The 16184-nt window shown below is 71.1% G+C and carries 17 protein-coding genes; 6 read left to right on the plus strand and 11 right to left on the minus strand.

The genetic code is table 11. The features are described 5' to 3' along the window. Window positions 1-255: 255 nt before the first annotated feature. From menC to J2S55_RS20890, 8 genes are all read right to left on the minus strand, one after another. Window positions 256-1365 (minus strand): o-succinylbenzoate synthase, encoded by a 1110-nt coding sequence (menC, locus tag J2S55_RS20855; RefSeq protein ID WP_306863578.1) that lies wholly within the window; start codon window positions 1363-1365, stop codon window positions 256-258. Continuing rightward, window positions 1362-2114, minus strand: coding sequence for a GNAT family N-acetyltransferase (locus J2S55_RS20860; protein ID WP_306863580.1), 753 nt, complete (start codon window positions 2112-2114; stop codon window positions 1362-1364). The genes menC and J2S55_RS20860 overlap by 4 nt, the downstream gene beginning before the upstream one ends. A gap of 54 nt (window positions 2115-2168) precedes the next feature. Further along, window positions 2169-3758, minus strand: a complete 1590-nt coding sequence (locus J2S55_RS20865) for a PucR family transcriptional regulator (RefSeq protein ID WP_306863583.1) — start codon at window positions 3756-3758, stop codon at window positions 2169-2171. Beyond that, window positions 3755-4015: a hypothetical protein gene (locus J2S55_RS20870; RefSeq protein WP_306863585.1), complete on the minus strand. Its 261-nt coding sequence runs from the start codon at window positions 4013-4015 to the stop codon at window positions 3755-3757. The genes J2S55_RS20865 and J2S55_RS20870 overlap by 4 nt, the downstream gene beginning before the upstream one ends. Window positions 4016-4258: 243 nt before the next feature. Next, window positions 4259-5818, minus strand: coding sequence for a serine hydrolase domain-containing protein (locus J2S55_RS20875; protein ID WP_306863588.1), 1560 nt, complete (start codon window positions 5816-5818; stop codon window positions 4259-4261). Between the two features lie 91 nt (window positions 5819-5909). Further along, a complete protein-coding gene (locus J2S55_RS20880; RefSeq protein WP_306863590.1) occupies window positions 5910-6755 on the minus strand; it encodes a M55 family metallopeptidase in 846 nt (281 codons plus the stop codon). A 67-nt stretch (window positions 6756-6822) separates the two neighbouring features. Beyond that, on the minus strand, window positions 6823-8256 hold the full coding sequence (locus J2S55_RS20885) for an MFS transporter (protein ID WP_306863592.1): 1434 nt from the start codon (window positions 8254-8256) through the stop codon (window positions 6823-6825). A 62-nt stretch (window positions 8257-8318) separates the two neighbouring features. Then, a complete protein-coding gene (locus J2S55_RS20890) occupies window positions 8319-8930 on the minus strand; it encodes a TetR/AcrR family transcriptional regulator (protein WP_306863595.1) in 612 nt (203 codons plus the stop codon). Window positions 8931-8999: 69 nt separating this feature from the next. On the opposite strand from J2S55_RS20890, the gene J2S55_RS20895 reads away from it, so the two are divergent. The 4 genes from J2S55_RS20895 (at window position 9000) to J2S55_RS20910 (ending at window position 12986) form a co-directional block, all read left to right on the plus strand. After that, window positions 9000-10319: a M14 family zinc carboxypeptidase gene (locus J2S55_RS20895; protein WP_306863597.1), complete on the plus strand. Its 1320-nt coding sequence runs from the start codon at window positions 9000-9002 to the stop codon at window positions 10317-10319. A 295-nt stretch (window positions 10320-10614) separates the two neighbouring features. Beyond that, window positions 10615-11517, plus strand: a complete 903-nt coding sequence (locus J2S55_RS20900) for a VOC family protein (protein WP_306863600.1) — start codon at window positions 10615-10617, stop codon at window positions 11515-11517. 261 nt (window positions 11518-11778) lie between these two features. Next, window positions 11779-12039, plus strand: a complete 261-nt coding sequence (locus J2S55_RS48630; RefSeq protein WP_442480498.1) for a DUF7710 domain-containing protein — start codon at window positions 11779-11781, stop codon at window positions 12037-12039. A gap of 137 nt (window positions 12040-12176) precedes the next feature. Continuing rightward, window positions 12177-12986: a neutral zinc metallopeptidase gene (locus J2S55_RS20910; RefSeq protein ID WP_306863605.1), complete on the plus strand. Its 810-nt coding sequence runs from the start codon at window positions 12177-12179 to the stop codon at window positions 12984-12986. Between the two features lie 292 nt (window positions 12987-13278). Here the strand turns inward: J2S55_RS20910 and J2S55_RS20915 are convergent, their stop codons facing one another. The 3 genes from J2S55_RS20915 to J2S55_RS20925 all read right to left on the minus strand — a co-directional run bounded on the left by J2S55_RS20915 (window position 13279) and on the right by J2S55_RS20925 (window position 15132). Continuing rightward, the gene (locus J2S55_RS20915; protein ID WP_306863607.1) at window positions 13279-13680 is read right to left on the minus strand and encodes a hypothetical protein; all 402 of its coding nucleotides are present in this window, start codon (window positions 13678-13680) and stop codon (window positions 13279-13281) included. Between the two features lie 65 nt (window positions 13681-13745). Next, window positions 13746-14711, minus strand: coding sequence for an RNA polymerase sigma-70 factor (locus tag J2S55_RS20920; protein ID WP_370879686.1), 966 nt, complete (start codon window positions 14709-14711; stop codon window positions 13746-13748). A 229-nt stretch (window positions 14712-14940) separates the two neighbouring features. Next, window positions 14941-15132, minus strand: a complete 192-nt coding sequence (locus tag J2S55_RS20925; RefSeq protein WP_306863609.1) for a hypothetical protein — start codon at window positions 15130-15132, stop codon at window positions 14941-14943. Between the two features lie 3 nt (window positions 15133-15135). Between J2S55_RS20925 and J2S55_RS20930 the strand changes: the two genes are divergently transcribed. Together J2S55_RS20930 and J2S55_RS20935 are read left to right on the plus strand one after the other, a co-directional pair. After that, a complete protein-coding gene (locus tag J2S55_RS20930; protein ID WP_306863612.1) occupies window positions 15136-15309 on the plus strand; it encodes a hypothetical protein in 174 nt (57 codons plus the stop codon). Window positions 15310-15570: 261 nt separating this feature from the next. After that, window positions 15571-16176 (plus strand): hypothetical protein, encoded by a 606-nt coding sequence (locus J2S55_RS20935; protein ID WP_306863615.1) that lies wholly within the window; start codon window positions 15571-15573, stop codon window positions 16174-16176. The last annotated feature ends 8 nt before the right edge of the window (window positions 16177-16184 follow it).

Here is a 16184-nt window from a genome sequence, read left to right on the forward strand (position 1 = left end):
AATTGTTCCGGCCGCCGGGCTGAGCCGGCCGTTGAATCTGACGATCCTAGGTCGAATCTTCTCTACGTCATCATGCCGCCGCCCGGTGGGTGGCGGGCGGTCGGGCCGGAACCGGGCGGGCGTGCGGCCTCTCCGGGCCGGTCCCGCCCGGCCGGCTGCGGGGACTGAACGCCTGCGGGGCGGCCGCGTCAGAATGCGCCTCCGCCTACGCGGGCTGGATACGGAAGACGATCAGCGGCTTCCGGGCACGACGGGTCACATGACGCGCACGGGCGGGTCGACGGTGAACATCTCCAGGGCGTCCGGGTCCGGCGCGACGCCGATCCCGGGGCCCTCGGGCACCGCGATGGAGTCGCCCTCCAGCTCGACCGGGGCGGTGATGTCGCGATCGTAGTAGCGGGCGGTCGCTGAGATGTCGCCCGGCAGTGTGAAGCCGGGCAGGCTGGCCAGCGCCAGGTTCGCCATCCGGCCCAGCCCGGTCTCCAGCATGCCGCCGCACCACACCGGCACGTCGCCCGCCTGGGCCAGGTCGTGGATGCGGCGGGCTTCCAGGTAGCCGCCGACCCTGCCGGGCTTGATGTTGATGATGGAGCAGGCGCGCGCCCTGATCGCGGCGACGGCGTCGCGGGCCGAGGTGATCGACTCGTCCAGGCAGATCGGCGTCTCCATCCGGGCGGCGAGCTCGGCGTGCCCGTGCAGGTCGTCCGGGGCGAAGGGCTGCTCCAGCAGCGTCAGGCCGTAGGCGTCGAGGCGGGCCAGGTGGCGGGCGTCGGCGGGGGCGTAGGCGGTGTTGGCGTCGGCGGTCAGCATGAGCCCGGCGCCGAACGTCTCACGGACCAGCCTGACCGGCTCCAGGTCCCAGCCGGGCTCGATCTTGAGCTTGATCCGGGCGTAGCCGGCGCTGACGTGCCGGTCGACGGTGTCGAGCAAGGCGTCGAGGGTGGTGGCGATGCCCACCGACACGCCCACGCGGACGCTGCGCCGTACCCCTCCCAGATAGGCGGCGAGTGAAAGGCCGCGTGCCTTGAGCACGGCGTCCAGGACGGCCATCTCGACGGCGGCCTTGGCCATCGGATGCCCGCGCAGGTGCGCCAGCGCGGGCGCCACGCCGGCCGGATCGAGGTCGGGTACGGTCAACAGACCCGGCAGGAGGAAACGCCGGATGATGTCGGCCGCCCCCTCCAGGTACTCCGGGCTGTAGGTGGGCTCGTCGTCGGCCACGCACTCGCCCCAGCCTTCCTCCCCCTCGGAGCCGCGCACGCGCACCAGCAGCGCCCTGCGCACGGTCTGCGTGCCGAGCGAGGTGCGGAACGGCGTGAGCAGCGGCAACGCGACCGTGTGCAGCTCGGCTTCGACGATCCTCATGCCGCACGCTCCAGCACGTACCAGCCGTCCTTGGTGAAGGCGGTGATGCGGTAGCCGCCGGCGAGCGCGCCGTCCAGCGCGGCCCGCTGCGCCGCCCGCCACCTCGCGGCTTCCTCGGGGTGTTCGCGCCGCAGCCGCTCCACGTCGGCGGGCGTGGCACAGCGCAGTACGGCGGCGCCGCCCGGCTCGTGCGCTGACCCGGTCTCGTCCAGGATCACCACGGCCGCCTCGCTCCCGCGCGGCGGTCCCGGGACCGGGCCCGGGTTCACCGGCCAGTGCGCGAACAGCCGGTCGGAGGCGTCCGCGCCGTTGATGCCGTCGCTCATCGGCCCGTAGAAGTCGGGCACGTACCGTTCAGCCCGTGCGCCGAGCCTGGCCAGGTTGAAGAAGGCGTTGCGGCGCACGAGCGGGTCGAAGGTCCAGGAGATGGAGTTCAGGCCGCGCTCGACGGCCCACCGGCGCTGGTGCGCCTTGATCGCCTGGCCGACCCCTCGGCCCCGCGCCTCGGGCGCTACGCCCACGATGTGGGAGTGCAGGCTGCCGCCCTCGGCCAGGAACCCGGAGGCGGCGGCGACGAGCTCGCCGTCGAGGAAGGCGCCGCCGACATAGCCGCCGGCGTGGTGAAAGGCGCACATGAGGTCGACGGCCAGCGGCGGGTCGTCGCCCGGTCTGACGCCCCAGATGCGGCGCAGCAGCCGGTCGGCGGCCTGGAACTCGGAGGTGTCGTGGAGGATGCGGAGTTCGACCATGCTCACCAGCATTCCGCCGGGCCGTCGCCGGGGCGTTGGCGTGCGAGCCAAACTTCACTCGCCGCTGTTTGTGCCGGACGCCCGGATCTCGCCCAGCCGCAGCTGGAGGCCCAGGACGATCCTGACGTCGGGGTCGTCGAGCGAGATCAGCTCGCCGATGCGGCGTAGCCGGTACCTGAGTGTGTTGGGGTGCAGCGACAGCGTCTCGGCGGCCCTGGGCACGTCGTAGTGGGCGGCCAGCCAGACGCGCAGGCTGTGGACGTAGTCGGTGCCGTGCCTGGCGTCGTGCTCGGCCACCAGCGACAGCGGCTCGCCCAGCAGCACCGGGCTGGTGCGCATCGACGCCGCCGCGTCCAGCAGGAACAGCGCCGCCGCCAGCTCCTCGTGCAGGCCCACCTCGCCGCCTGCGAACGGCCCGCACATCACGCGCAGCGCCTCGTCGGCCTGCCTGGCGCTGGCGGGGGCCTGCGTGACCGAGGCCACGGTCCTGCCGACGCCGGCCCGCCAGCGGCCGCCGAGGCGGCCGTTGATCTGGCCGAGAGTGTCGGCGGTGATGCGCCGCAGCAGCGGCGTGCCGGCTTCGACGGCCACGACGGCGTAGGTCCTGCCGTCCACCGCGCCGACGGCGGCCCTGATCCGGTAGGCGTTGTAGGCGGTACGCAGCAGGTCTCCGGCGTGCGTGGCGGCGAAGACGTCGGTGCGCCTCCTGACCTCCCAGGCGCCGACCGCCACGACCGTGACCGGCTCCTCCGGGTGCAGGCCGAAGGAAGCGGCCAGCTCGCCGACGGGGCCGACGCCCCGCAGCAGCCAGCCCAGCCACTCGTCCCTGCTCCTGCGGGCCTTGTCGGCGGCGAGGCTGATGCGTGCCAGGTGCGGGGCGGCGGTCCCGGCCGCTTCGGCGAGCACGGTGGCGGCGTCGGGCGTGAGCGGCTCGTCGGCCTGGATGGCCCAGATCGTGCCGAGCGCCTCGCCCCTGGCGCGCACCGCGATCGCCAGCCTCGGCAGGTACTCGCGTGGCTCGAAGCTCCAGACGGCTTGGTCGGAGCGTAAAACGGCGGCGTACTCCTCGGTGTTCGTCGGGTGCTCGGGGACGCGTCTGCCGAGGATGCCCTCCCTGCGTAGCTCGTCGATGCGCTGGCCGCCGATCGTGGAGTAGGCGAGCACGCGCATGGCCAGGTCCTCGATGGCCACGGCGCCGCCGATCCGGGCGGCGACCTGGTTGGCCAGCGCGAACAGGTCGCCTGCCTGGGCGCCGCCCCCCAGGTCGGCCGCGGGGGCGACAAGTGCGAGCAGGGCATCGACCAGCGCGTAGAGCTGGCCCCACGACAGGCCGGGCGCGGCGGCCAGCAGCGCCACGCCCGCGCCCTCTGCCGCCTCGGTCAGCGCGACGGCGTTGCCGAGCCCGGCCCGCACCACGACCGCGGTGGCGCCCGCCTCGGCCGCGCGCTCCAGCAGGGACGGTTCCGGGTTGACGGTGACCAGCAGCAGCGCTCCGTCGAAGGCGGTCAGCGGCTCGTCGGAGCCGTAGATGACGGGCGCGCCGACCATGGCCTGGCGGCCGGACGGCAGGCACAGTGCGGTGACCGCCTCCGGCCCGAGACTGTCGAGCAGCACGCCGAGCGTCACCCGGCCCTGTGCGCTCACCCGGCTTCCCGCCGCTGGAGGCACCCGCCGCCCCGGCGGAGAAGGCGTCCATGCCCGCCGCCGGTGAACTCGCCGCCGTCGATCACCATCCGGCCGCCCAGGAGCACGTGGATGACGCCCGCCGGCCGTATGCCGGGCTCGTCGTAGGTGCCGTCGTGCCTGATGGCCGCAGGGTCGAACACGCACACGTCGGCGGTACGGCCCGGCGGACCGGACCCGTCACGCAGGGTGCCGCCACGCAGGATGAGGTCGTGCATGGGGTGAGCCTTTCCTGGGATGAACTCTGTCCGCTCCGTCAGTCGACGAGAAGTCCGTCGGCTTCAGGAGTTCGTCGGCGTTGCAGGGGGTGGCGGCCACCATCGTGTCGAGGACGGCGAACCGCACGGTCTCGGGGAATGAGCGGGGGACGGCCGGACGATGGGAGCCCGACCTCCCGCGTTCACTGACCCGACAGCCGAACTCCGCGTGCCCCGGCCCGTGCTGCAGGCCAACCCCCCGTCCTAGACCAGGCCAGGAGGGATGCCGACGGCCGCGGTGCCCTTGGGCTGTGCGACGAAGCGCATCCCGCGCAGGCCGGAGCCGCTGAGCAGCAGGTCGCCGCCCTCGTCGAGACAGAAGGCGAAGGGGCCCGCCCGCCACGTTCCCGCGGGTGCGGGCGTGACGGGCACTTCGAACGTGAGACCGACGCGCAGCACCTCTTTCTGGAGTACGGCGAGCACACCGAGCTCGTCGTTGAGCCAGGCTCCCTCCGGCGCGGGGCCGTCGCCCGGCGGGCCGCACGGGGTGAAGGAGGCCGGCCACCGGATCGACCTGGCGTCACCCAGCAGGAGCCGCCCGTCCTCCAGCGCCAGCCAGGCCCCTTCGGCGTCTCCTTGCCCGTGCCAGCGGCCGTCGTCGCCGGGCGCGAGCACGGCGGTGGCGGCGGAGCCGGTCAGGGAGATCCTGCCCTCCTCGGCGGGTTCGAGTGTGAGCGTGGCCCCGCCCGCCGGATCGCGCCAGTGCCCGAGCAGCGCGGTCCTGCCCGCCTCGCCCGTGGCCGCGTCGGCGAGGGCGGGCCGGGCCGCCGGGTCCTGGCCGGTGAGGGCGCGGGCCAGGTGCATGCTGATGCCGACCGGGTCCAGCCCGCTCTGGTTGGTCAGCACGGCCACGCCGAGGCCGGGCTCCGGCAGGTACAGCAGGTTCCCGACATAGCCGTGCATGCCTCCCGCGTGGCCGTACGCGCTCAGCTCTCCGACCGTGAAGTGGCAGATCCCGTGCGCGTACGGCAGCACGGCGCCGTCGGCGAGCACGGCCCTCTCCAGCAGCGCCTCGCGCAGGTCGGCGCCCAGCACCCGGCCGTCGGCCAAGAAGCCGAACCACGGGGCGAGGTCGGCGACGCTGGTCACCACGCCGCCGTCGCCGACCGCGCTCTCTTCGGTGTCGGCCCTGGTGCCGGCACCGGTGTAGCCGAAGGCCATGCGGGGCAACGGAACGGAGGCGTCGTCGCGGAAGACGGTGTCGTCCATGCCGAGCGGGCCGAACAGCCGGTCGCGGGCGAACTCGGCCAGCGACCGCCCGCTGACCCGCCTGATCACGACGGCGGCCAGGATGTAGCCGGTGTTGGAGTAGGAGAAGTCGGTGCCCGGCTCGAACATGGTCCGGCGGATGCCTGCCACGATCTTCATCAGCCGCTCCTCGTCCAGCACCTGGAGCGGGACGCCTGTGACGGCCTGCAGGGCGTACCACTCCGGCAGGCCGCCGGTGTGCTGCAGGCACTGGGCGATCGTGACGGGCATGTTGAGCCGCAGCTCGGGGATGTGCGTCCTGACGTCGTCCGACAGGCTCAGCCTGCCGTCCCTGGCCAGCAGCAGCAGGCACGCGGCGGTGAACTGCTTGCTGATGGAGGCGATGTCGAAGCGGGTGCGGGAGTCGATCGGGACGCCGAACTCGACGGTGGCCACGCCCTTGGCCGAGGTGTGCAGCGCCCTGCCGTCCGCGTAGACGCCGACCGCCAGGCCCGGGGTGTCCGGGCGGACGCCGGGGAGGGCGGCGATGGCGTGTTCTACCTGCTCAAGATCCATCTTTCCAGTATCTGGATCCCCGGGCGCGAACCGTTTGGCCTGAGCGGCAAACCTGTGGCCTGTCTGGTTGGCGTACGGGCCAGCGGGCCGGCTAGCGCCTGCCATACAGGGCCATCCGGCTGATCATGGCGTCGGCGGCGAGGTGGTAGCAGACCGTCACGCAGCCCAGCACCTCCGTGGGCGTGGTGAAGGTGCCGGCGAGCGTCTTGTCGGCGATCCTGCGCACGCCCGGGATCTGCGCCCCCAGCTCGGCCGCGGGTGTGCTCGGCATGTCGATCTCAAGCTCGAACACCTCGGGCAGCCGGAGCGGCGTCAGCTCCCCGGCCCCCCGTACGGTCTCCGCCGCCGCCTCCCGGATCAGCCGTCTGGCCTCGGCGGGCGAGAGGCTGTCCGCGGCGGTGTGCCCGTGCGCGACCTTGACGGCGACCGTCCGCACGCCGGGGAAGGCCTTCTCCGCGACGCCGCAGATGACGTCGTCGCCGGTGAGCAGCCCCACCGGGACGCCGACCGCGGCGGCCTGCAGCGCGTTGACCTCGGCCTCCGACACCGGCCGGCCGTTGAGCCGCACCTCGTAGAAGTGCGAGGAGTAGGTGTGGGCGAGCACGCCCGGCGAGCCGGCCGCGGCGTGGTAGCCGAGGAACATGGCCACGTCGTGCTCGGCCGAGATGCCCTCGGCCATGCAGTCCAGCTTGGGAGTGCCGAAGATCAGCCGGGCGCGCGGATCGAGCTCCTCGTGCAGCAGGTTGTCCATGGTGCCGTGGCTGTCGTTGACCAGGACGCTGTCGGCCCCGGCCGCGAACGCGCCCTCGATGGCGGCATTGGCCTCGGCGGTCATCAGCCGCTGTGATCGCGGATACCCGTGGCCACCGCGGACGACCTGGTCCATGGTGGCGATGCCCGTCACGCCCTCCATGTCGATGGAGATGTAGACCCGCACCGGCTACTCCCTTCCTTTTTCTTGGCCGCCGTCATTTCTTCGGCCGCCGTCACTTCCTTGGCCGCCGTCACAGGATGTCAGCCTGGGGAACGGCAGGCTCCGTCGCCGGGGCCGAAGCCGGGCGCCCGCCTTTGGTGTCCCGCACAGCGGCCGGGATCACGAAGGCGGCGCCGACGGCCAGCAGGCCGAGCGCCGCCGACAGCAGGTACGTGTCGACGAAGCTCTGCTCGGTGGGCACCCCCGCCACCGCTCCGGAGGCCAGCACCATGGCGCCGAGCTGCGCCCCGAACGTGCCGCCGACGCTCTTGGCGACGAAGACCACGCCGCTGACCCCGGCCGCGCGTTCACCGGGCACGTCGGAGGCCACGGCGTTGAGCCCGGCGGTGAGGCCGATGGAGGCGCCCAGCCCCATGACCGTCACCGCGGCCATGACCTGCCACGGGGAGGAGTGCCACAGGGCCAGCCCGCCGGTCCCGGCACAGACGAGCGCGCTGCCGAGCACCAGCACCGTGCGCCGTCCGAGCAGCCTGGTCATCGGCCCGACCAGCGGCGCGATCACGGTGCCCGCGACGCCCATGGGGAACATGTAGATGCCGATCCACAGGGTGTCGGCGCCCAGGCCGTACCCGGTGTCGGCGGGCGCGGCCAGCATCATCGGCAGGGCGACGACGAGGCCGAAGGAGGCGAAGCCGAGCAGGACCCCCATGGCGGTCACCCCGGCCGGAGTGCGTCCGGCCAGCAGCCGCAGGTCCACGAGCGGGTCGGCGACGCGCAGCTCCACGACCGCCCACGGGCCCAGCGTCAGCGCGGCGGCGGCGAACAGGGCGAGGGTGGCCGGAGCCGTCCAGCCCCAGGTGGAGACGGCGGTCAGGCCCAGCATGAGCAGGGCCACGCCGCCGCCGAGCAGCAGCCCGCCCGCCCAGTCGACGCGACCGCCGGCCGCGCGCGGGGTGGCCGGCACGGTGAACCAGGCCAGGAGGGCGGCCGCCGCCACGCCGGCCACGGCCAGCAGGAACAGCGCCCGGTAGCCGAGGGCCGAGCTGATCGGCCCGGCCAGGATGAGGCCGAGGGCGCTGGCCAGCGCGGCGACGCCGACCATCAGGCCGTTGCCGGTGGCGGCGCGCTCGGGGGTGAGGGTGTCGCGGAACAGCCCCACGGTCAGGGGCAGCACGCCCAGCCAGACGCCCTCGACCGCCATACCCGCGATCAGCACGGTGATGTTCGGCGCCAGGGCGGCGAGGAGGACCCCGGCGCCGCTGATCGCCATCAGCGCGAGCAGCACACGCCGCTTGTCGTACATGTCGGCCAGCCGGCCGACGATCGGGGTGCTGATCGCCGAGCTGATCAGCGAGCCGGTGAAGATCCAGGCGAGCGCGCCGGGCGAGGCCGCCAGGTCCCGCTGGACGAGTGGGAGCGCGGGCGAGAGCATCATCTCCATGGTCTGGAGGACGCCGATGAACAACACCGGCGCGCCGATGACGCCGAAGCCGGATCTGGACATGGTTCTGCCTTTCGGGGTGGGGTGACGTACGGCCGTGTGGTCCCCCGAACCCCGGCCGTGATCTAGGCCGGGCCGAGCACCTTCGGCGTGATCAGCGCCTGGGCGGTCTCGACGAAGAACTCCTCGTCGGCCTCGTGGGCGCCGAGCACGACGCCCTGGCCGAGCCCGGACAGCAGGGCCTTCAGCGCGCGGGCCAGGCGAAGTGCCTGCTCGCCCGTGACGGCGGCCCCGTCGTGCTCCCGGCCCGTGAACAGCGCGGCGAGGTCGACCTCGGTCGACCTGATCGAGGCGTTGAGCCTGCCGCGCAGGTCGGGGTCGTTGAGCACGAGGTCGAGTACGCGCGTCTCGAACAGGAGCCCGCCGGCGGCCCGAGGGTCGGCCGACATGCGCAGGAACCGGCGGGCGACCTCGGCCACGACCTCCTCCAGCGGGATGCCGGGCTCGGCGGCCCCGATCGAGCGCAGGTCGAGCGGACCGGTGTAGTCGTCGACCAAGGCGACCATCAGGTCGTTCTTGCCGCCGAACAGCGAGTAGACCGCGCCGGTGGTCAGGCCGGCCAGTTCGGCGATGTCCTCCAGCTTCGCCTTGGAGCCCTCCCTGCCGACGACCTCGCGCGCCGCCTCGATCAGCGCACGCTTGTTGGCCGCCTTGCTTTCCGCTCTGTTCAGCCGCATGACATCTCCTGCATGCCAGAAGGATAATCTGGTTTACTAAAATAATCCAGATTATCAGGAGGCTCGAAAATGGACATCGCCCACCACATGAGCCGGGTGCCGGACTACACCGCGTTCCCCACCGTGGACCAGATGCACGCCGAGCTCGACGACCTCGCCGCCGCCCACCCCGACCTGGTACGGCTGCGCCGCATCGGCACCTCACGTCTGGGCGAGCCGCTGCGCGTGGCGACCATCGGCGCGGGCCCCCATGACGCCGTGATCATCGGCGGCCCCCATCCCAACGAGCCCATCGGCGCGCTCACCGTCAGCGCGCTGCTGCGGCAGCTCGTCGAGGACGCCGCGCTGCGCGAGGACTTCGGCTTCCGCTGGCACCTCATCCCGTGCGTCGATCCCGACGGCGCCCGCCTCAACGAGGGCTGGTACACCCGGCCGAGCGACCGCCGCGCCTACGCCGAGCACTTCTACCGCCCCGCCGAAGTCGACCAGGTCGAATGGACCTTCCCGCTGACCGGCGAGGACTACTTCTTCGACCGCACCCTGCCGGAGACCGAGGCGCTGATGCGGCTGATGGACGAGGTCAAGCCCGCCTTCGTCTACTCCCTGCACAACGGCGAGCTCCAGGGCGCGTTCTACTACCTCAGCAAGCACGACCCCGCGCTCGCCGCCCGCCTGGCCGCCATCGCGACCGCCGAGGGCCTGCCCCTGCACATGGGGCCGCCGGAGGTGCCGAGCGCCGTGCCGATCGGCCCCGCCGCCTACATGACCCCGAGGGGCGCCCAGATCGCCGCCACCTACGGCATCGGCGGCGCCAGCGTCGACTACGCCGACCGCTTCGGCGCCCTGCACCTGGTCACCGAACTGCCCTACTGGGCCGACTCCCGCGTCGCCGACCAGACCCCCACCGACCAGCAGTACGGCGACGCGATCCAGGACGGCCTCGCCGCGCAACGCGCCCTGATCGCCGAACTGGCGCAATCCCTCGCCTCCGTCAGGGCCGATCTGACCGTCAGCTCCCCCTTCCGCCGCGCCCTGGAGGACTTCGTCGGCACCCACGACGAGTTCATCGGCGAGTGGGAGAGCTTCCCCGGCACCGACCGGCCCGCCACCGTGGCCGAGATGGTCGGCAACCGGCAGACCGTGCACACCATGCGGCTGAGGTACTGCGGGACTTACCTGCGCATGCTGGACGCCGAGCTCGGCGCGGGCAACCAGACACCGGCCATCCGGGCCGAGCGGGCCCGGCTCGGGGCGCGCTTCGATGAGTGGTTCGCCGAGGCCGAAGCCGAGGCGGTGGCCACGCCGATCCCGCTCCGCTCGCTGGTCGCCGTGCAGCTCGGCGCGGCGTTGCTCGCGGCGGAGTCCGTGAATCGGGCAGATTTCTCCTGAGCCCTGGCGCAGGGTGCACCCGTTGGTTCCCCATGATCGCTACCGGTTCCGCCGCGCTCGACATCACGAGATGTCAGTGGGAAACGGCAGCCGCCGGCAGTCGGGGCGACATGCGGTGTGAGTAGATCGGCCACTGTCTGTCAACGACCCGAGACGTTCGCCACCGAGGCGTTCACCCCCTTGGCCCGCTGGTCGGTGCGGGCCAAGGGCATCGCCTGTCTGCGGGGCCCGCCGCTGGAGAGCTCACCGGTCCGTTGCCGTATCGGCTCTCGCCTGATGGCGTATAACCGGGATCATGGCAGCGGATACCTTTACGGATTCGACGACATTCCTCACCTCCAAGGGCGCCGCCGAGATCCCTCACCCCGGCGGCACACTCCTGCAGCACCTGCAACGCGTCGCAGCCCAGCTCAAGGACTGGGGGGCAGACGAAGACGTGCGGTTCGCCGGACTGTGTCACGCAACCTACGGCACAGACGGCTACGACCGCCGACTCCTCGACCTCACCGATCGAGCCACACTGATCGAGACGATCGGGTCCCGGGCCGAGGCGCTGGTATATCTCTACGCCTCCTGCGACCGTGCAGCGACCTACCCTGCCCTGCGCTTCGTGGACCGCTTCACGGGCCGGCCGGTGGAGCCCTCCGACGCCGAGCTGGCGGCATTTCTCCTGATCACGGCCGCGAACGAGATCGACGTCGTTCGGCACAACGCAGACATCCGCGCCGAACACGGGGCCGGGCTGCATGCGTTCTTCACTCGTTGTCGGCACCTGCTGCCACCGATCGCCTGGGAGGCCGTCAAAGAGACCTTCGCGGTCCGCATCGCAAGCCTCGATCACCTGGTCCTGACCGTGGCCGATATCTCCCGGACGATCGACTTCTACCGGGACGCCCTCGGCATGGAGCCGGTGGCCTTCGGCGACGGCCGCCAGGCGCTCACCTTCGGCTCCAGCAAAATCAACCTGCACCAGGCCGGGCACGAGATCAGGCCGCATGCCCTTCACCCGGAGCCCGGCAGCGCCGATCTCTGCCTGATCACCAGCTCGCCCCTGCATCAGGTGGCCGCCCATCTGACCGCGGCGGGTGTACCCATCGAAGCGGGGCCAGTCCCGAGAACCGGTGCGCTTGGCCCGATCACCAGCCTGTACATCCGAGACCCGGACCACAACCTCATCGAGATCGCCACCTACGACTGATCCAGCAGCCCTGGTCTCACCTGGGGGAGGTCAAACTCGGCCCGGGAAGCGATCTTCCGCCCCTCGCTCCCGTACCAGGCCAGGCTTACTTGTGACACCCCACCAGGTCGAAGGCCGCTGCCCGGAATCGGGAGCGGCCTTCTGCGTTGCCGGGTGACTGACTGAGTGACTACGGTCCATCCACCAGGTCCGTGCCCCTCCGGGTTTCGCAGAGTCCAGTGATGAGGTGTATCAGCGGTGAGCGATTCCAGCCTCGCGACCGTGTGGGTCTTCCTGGGCGAGGGCGCTCAGTGGCCGTCCGGTGTGTTCCGGACACGAGAGCGCGCAGAGTCTTGGATCAAGGCCGGCAAGGTGACAGGGATGCTCACGGAGTACCCCCTCGACACGGGTGTCTACGACTGGGCGATCGAGCACGGCCACTTTCAGCCTCGCGCCGCCCATCAGCAGACCCCCTCGTCCGTCGGGCGCTTCACGACCGCGCATCAGGAGCACTTCCACTACACCGACGGGGACCCGGACTAGAACGAGGTGGCCCGGCCAGGTGAACACTTTCGCCTTGCGAGGGTGAGCGACGTGGGCGGCTTTCCCTCTTTTTCCCTTGGGGACCTCGCAGAGCAGCGCGACGTTCCGTTATTGCCGTTTCTGTAGAGTTTGGCGCCATGCGTACCCCCCATATCGCCCTGCTGGCCGGGGCCCTGGCCGGTCTGATGCTCACCGGCACCGCCCACGCCGGTACCGGTCCCACCGGTGCTGCTGGTGCGCCGGTTCCCACCGGTACCAAGGCGTTGACCCATAACCCGCTGTACCGTGGCGGCAAGCTGACGGTGCCCTGTGGCCGCCGACCGGAGAGCTCCGGCAGCGTCGCAGCCGCCCAAAAGCACCTGACCACGATGCTGAGCTGCTTGAACGCCTCATGGTCGGGACAGCTGAAGAAGGCCGGTCTGGCATTCAAGAAACCGAAGATCCGGTTCATGTCCAAGCCCGGCCATGCGTGCGGGTCGGCCTGGGGCAAGAACGTCACCGGCCGTTACTGCGTCGATGAGCGGCAGTTGGTGATCATGATCAAGGATTACGCCGTCGCGGACCCGGCTGACCCGGTGCTGCTGCACCTGATCGCGCACGAGTATGCCCACCATGTTCAGAACCTCACCGGTATGTGGACCGCTTACCGGAACATGCCGGCTCCCACGAAGGAGCAGGCGCTGGCGCAGAGCCGTCGCGTGGAGTTGCAGGCCGACTGCCTGGGGGCGGCGTTCATGGGCAGTATCTGGGCCTCGCAGGAGGACTATCAGGACAAGGACTGGAAGGAGGTCGTGGACCTCTACCGGCGCAGTGGTGATGACAGTCTCGACAAGGAACGTAGCCACGGCACAGGGAAGAACCGGGTCGCCTGGCTGCAGAAGGGATTCGCTGCTGCCTCCCCGGCCGCCTGCAACACCTGGAGCGCGCCGGCGTCCCGCGTCGCCTGATCACGCCCTCCCAGGGAAGCCATGGGCTGTACTCCGAGATGAGAGGTGGATGCCGCCCTGCCGCAGCGTGGGAACTTCATGGTCCATTGTTCTTGGAATGAAGGAGGGTCTCCGGGTTCGGTGTGGATCGCGACACCTACATCGAGCCGACGGGGACCCTTTCAGGTTGCGGTGACCACGGCCAGGCGGTGGGCGAGCGCTACCGGTCGTACGGCCAGGCGGGATGAGTGGATGATCGTGAAGGCGACGGGGACCGGTCCGGTGCGGGGGCACAACCTGGGGTCGGCGGCGGCTACGACCGGGTGCTGGAGCGGCCTCGCCGAGCGGTGGACAGTACCTGGCCAAGGGCCAAGGTGCTGAGGCCGAACATCAGGACGCCCAGGGGGACATGGAGCGAGCTCATGCCCGCGATGCCCAGCGCGACCTGCGCCGACGCGAGGACGAGGAAGCCGGTGGCGTACAGGATGGGGCGGGGTGTGCCGCCGCCCGGGCGCCAGGCCAGGATCGCGGCGAGCACGTACAGCACCGTCGCGCCGTACATCACGGGTGATCCGATGTGGTGCAGCTCCGTGTCGTGGGACGACAGCAGCATTCCGGCGGTGGCCGCCTGGAAGAAGATGCTCAAGGTCTGCACGGCGACCGCGATCTTCAGGAAGGTGTGGCCGCCGTGCGTTGCCGTCGTCTGTCCGGTCATGGTGCGTGGTGTCCCTTTGCTGGCGGGTGGCAGTGGATGAGTGGTGTTTCGGTGGTCCGGTCTGTTCATCGCAGGGTGAGCGGGGTCTCGGAGGCCACGCGGGTCAGCTTCTGCGGGTTGCGGACGTAGTAGAGGCCGCTGATGCGGGCATCCTCGACACGGATCGCCAGGACGCCGTCGAGCTCGCCGTCCACACGGAGGAGGAGTGCCAGGTTGCCGTTGACCATGGTGGGGTCACCGGTGAGCGCGGCCTGGGCCTTGCCGGTGCCGCCGACGACGAACTTGCCGATGCCGCCGACGATGAAGCGGGCCACCTTGTCGGCGCCGGTGATCGGCCGCGGCGCGGCCTGCTTGATGCCGCCGCCGTCGCTCATCAGGACGACCTCGGGGGCGAGCACATCAAGGAGGGCCTGTAGGTCCCTGGTCTCGAGCGCGCGCTGGAAGGTCTCCAGGGCCGCCCGGGCCTGGCTCGGGGAGACCGCCTCGCGAGGGCGGCGGGCATCGACGTGCCGGCGGGCGCGGTGCGCGATCTGGCGGACGGCCGCGGGGCTCTTGTCGACGGCGGCCGCGATCTCCTCGTAGCTGACGTCGAAGACCTCACGCAGCACGAAGACGGCGCGCTCGGTCGGCGAGAGGCTCTCCAGGACGAGCATCAGCGCCATCGACACGCTCTCGGCGAGCTCGGCGTCCTCGGCCACGTCCGGTGCGGTGAGCAGCGGCTCGGGCAGCCAGGGGCCGACATACGTCTCCTTGCGGCGTTTCATGGTGCGCAGCCGGTTGAGCGACTGCCGGGTGGTGATCCGGACGAGGTAGGCGCGCTGGTCGTGCACCTGCCCCAGGTCGACCTTGACCCAGCGCAGCCAGGTTTCCTGCAGGATGTCCTCGGCGTCGGCCGCCGAGCCGAGCATCTCGTAGGCGACGGTGAACAGCAGGTTGCGGTGGGCGACGAAGGCCTCGGTGGCGGAGTCCATCCGATCGCCACCCGGGGGCGGCCCGACCGGGCCCGTCGTCGCCTCGCTGTGCTCGTTCATCGCCGGCTCCTGCTTGTTCGCTTTCCACCTTGCTCCGTGCACAAGACACCGGCCCTCACCGCCGTGTGACACCCGTGATCGGTGACGTACGTCACGTGACCGCGCTGTCACAGAGTCCGGGTCGCCGGTGCCTCATGTTCGTCAGGACGCCACACGGACGATCCACGCGGCACCACGGCTTCATAAGCGATCGCCTTGGCCCCGTCGCGTGGTGACCGCCGCACAGCCGTCATCGCAGAGAGAACGGTAAGACATCATGAGCAAGGTCTGATTCGTCACCGGTCCGTCCCGCGGCCTCGGCCGCAACTTCGTCGAGGCCGCCCTGTCGCGTGGCGACCCGGCCGCCGCGGCCCAGGCACTCCTCAAGATCGTCGAGGCCGACAACCCGCCCCTGCGGATCCTCTTCGGCCAGGGATTCCACCCGATGATCCAGCAGGTCTACGCCGACCGGCTCAAGACCTGGGCCGACTGGCAGGACCTTTCGGCAGAGGCTCACAGCACGCTCGTCGGCAGAGGCTCACGGCACGCTCGCTCAAGAAGATCGGTGACGCTCCACCGGCTCCCGGACGACGCCTCCGTGGAGCCGTCGTCGCCGTGATCATCCGCTGGGGCGCCGGGGGTCATCTCCGGGGCGGAGCGGCGCTCACCCCGCAGAGGGACGATCCGGCGGCGCGGTGACGGCCACGATGTGATCCCTCCCCTGTACCGGCCTTCTCCGGCACCCGCGGACGATCCGCGGGACGGGACCGGCGCCACCGGTCACGCATGCCGGGCCCGGATCGCAGGGGTGACGTGAGCCGTCGGCACCGTGCTCTCGGCGCGCGTCGGACGGAGCAAACGCGGACCGGAGGAGATGGACATGTACAAGAAGGCCCTGCCCGTCGCGATGGCGGCGGCCGCCCTGGTCACGCTGGCCGGGGCACCCGCGTCCGCGGCGGCCCCGGTGGCACCCGCGGCCGCGACGGCATCCGCGGTCACGGTACCGAGAATCGAGATCCTCCCCGGAACCTCCCTGCGCCTCAGGGAACCGAACAGCGTCTTCGTCTGCCCGGAGGGCGAGGTGCTGACCGGCCGGGACCACAAGGGGGACGAGAACGGCTGGACCACGTACTGGTGCGGCCGGATCGTCATCGACGGTGAACCGGTCTTCGTGAAGAACGGGGGGTGGAGCCCCACTGTTGTGGAGAGCAGCTCCCGCTTCTCCGCTTTCAACGACCGGGTCATCCTCGGCAGGAGGCACGACGGCGACGAGAACGGCCTGACGCAGTACTTCACCGGCACGGTGCACTGGCGCGACACCCAGGTGCGGGTCGCCTCTCGGAGGTGGACCACGGCGATGAAGGAGAGCGACCACCTCGGACGGGCGAGCTACAACGAGGTCATGATCGGCCGTTGGCACAACGGGGACGAGAACGGTGACACCTTCTACGAGTTCGGTAAGGTCGCTCTCACCGTCGGCGGCTGAGACCCCGC

It is taken from the genome of Streptosporangium brasiliense, from assembly GCF_030811595.1.
Classification (GTDB): Bacteria; Actinomycetota; Actinomycetes; order Streptosporangiales; family Streptosporangiaceae; genus Streptosporangium; species Streptosporangium brasiliense.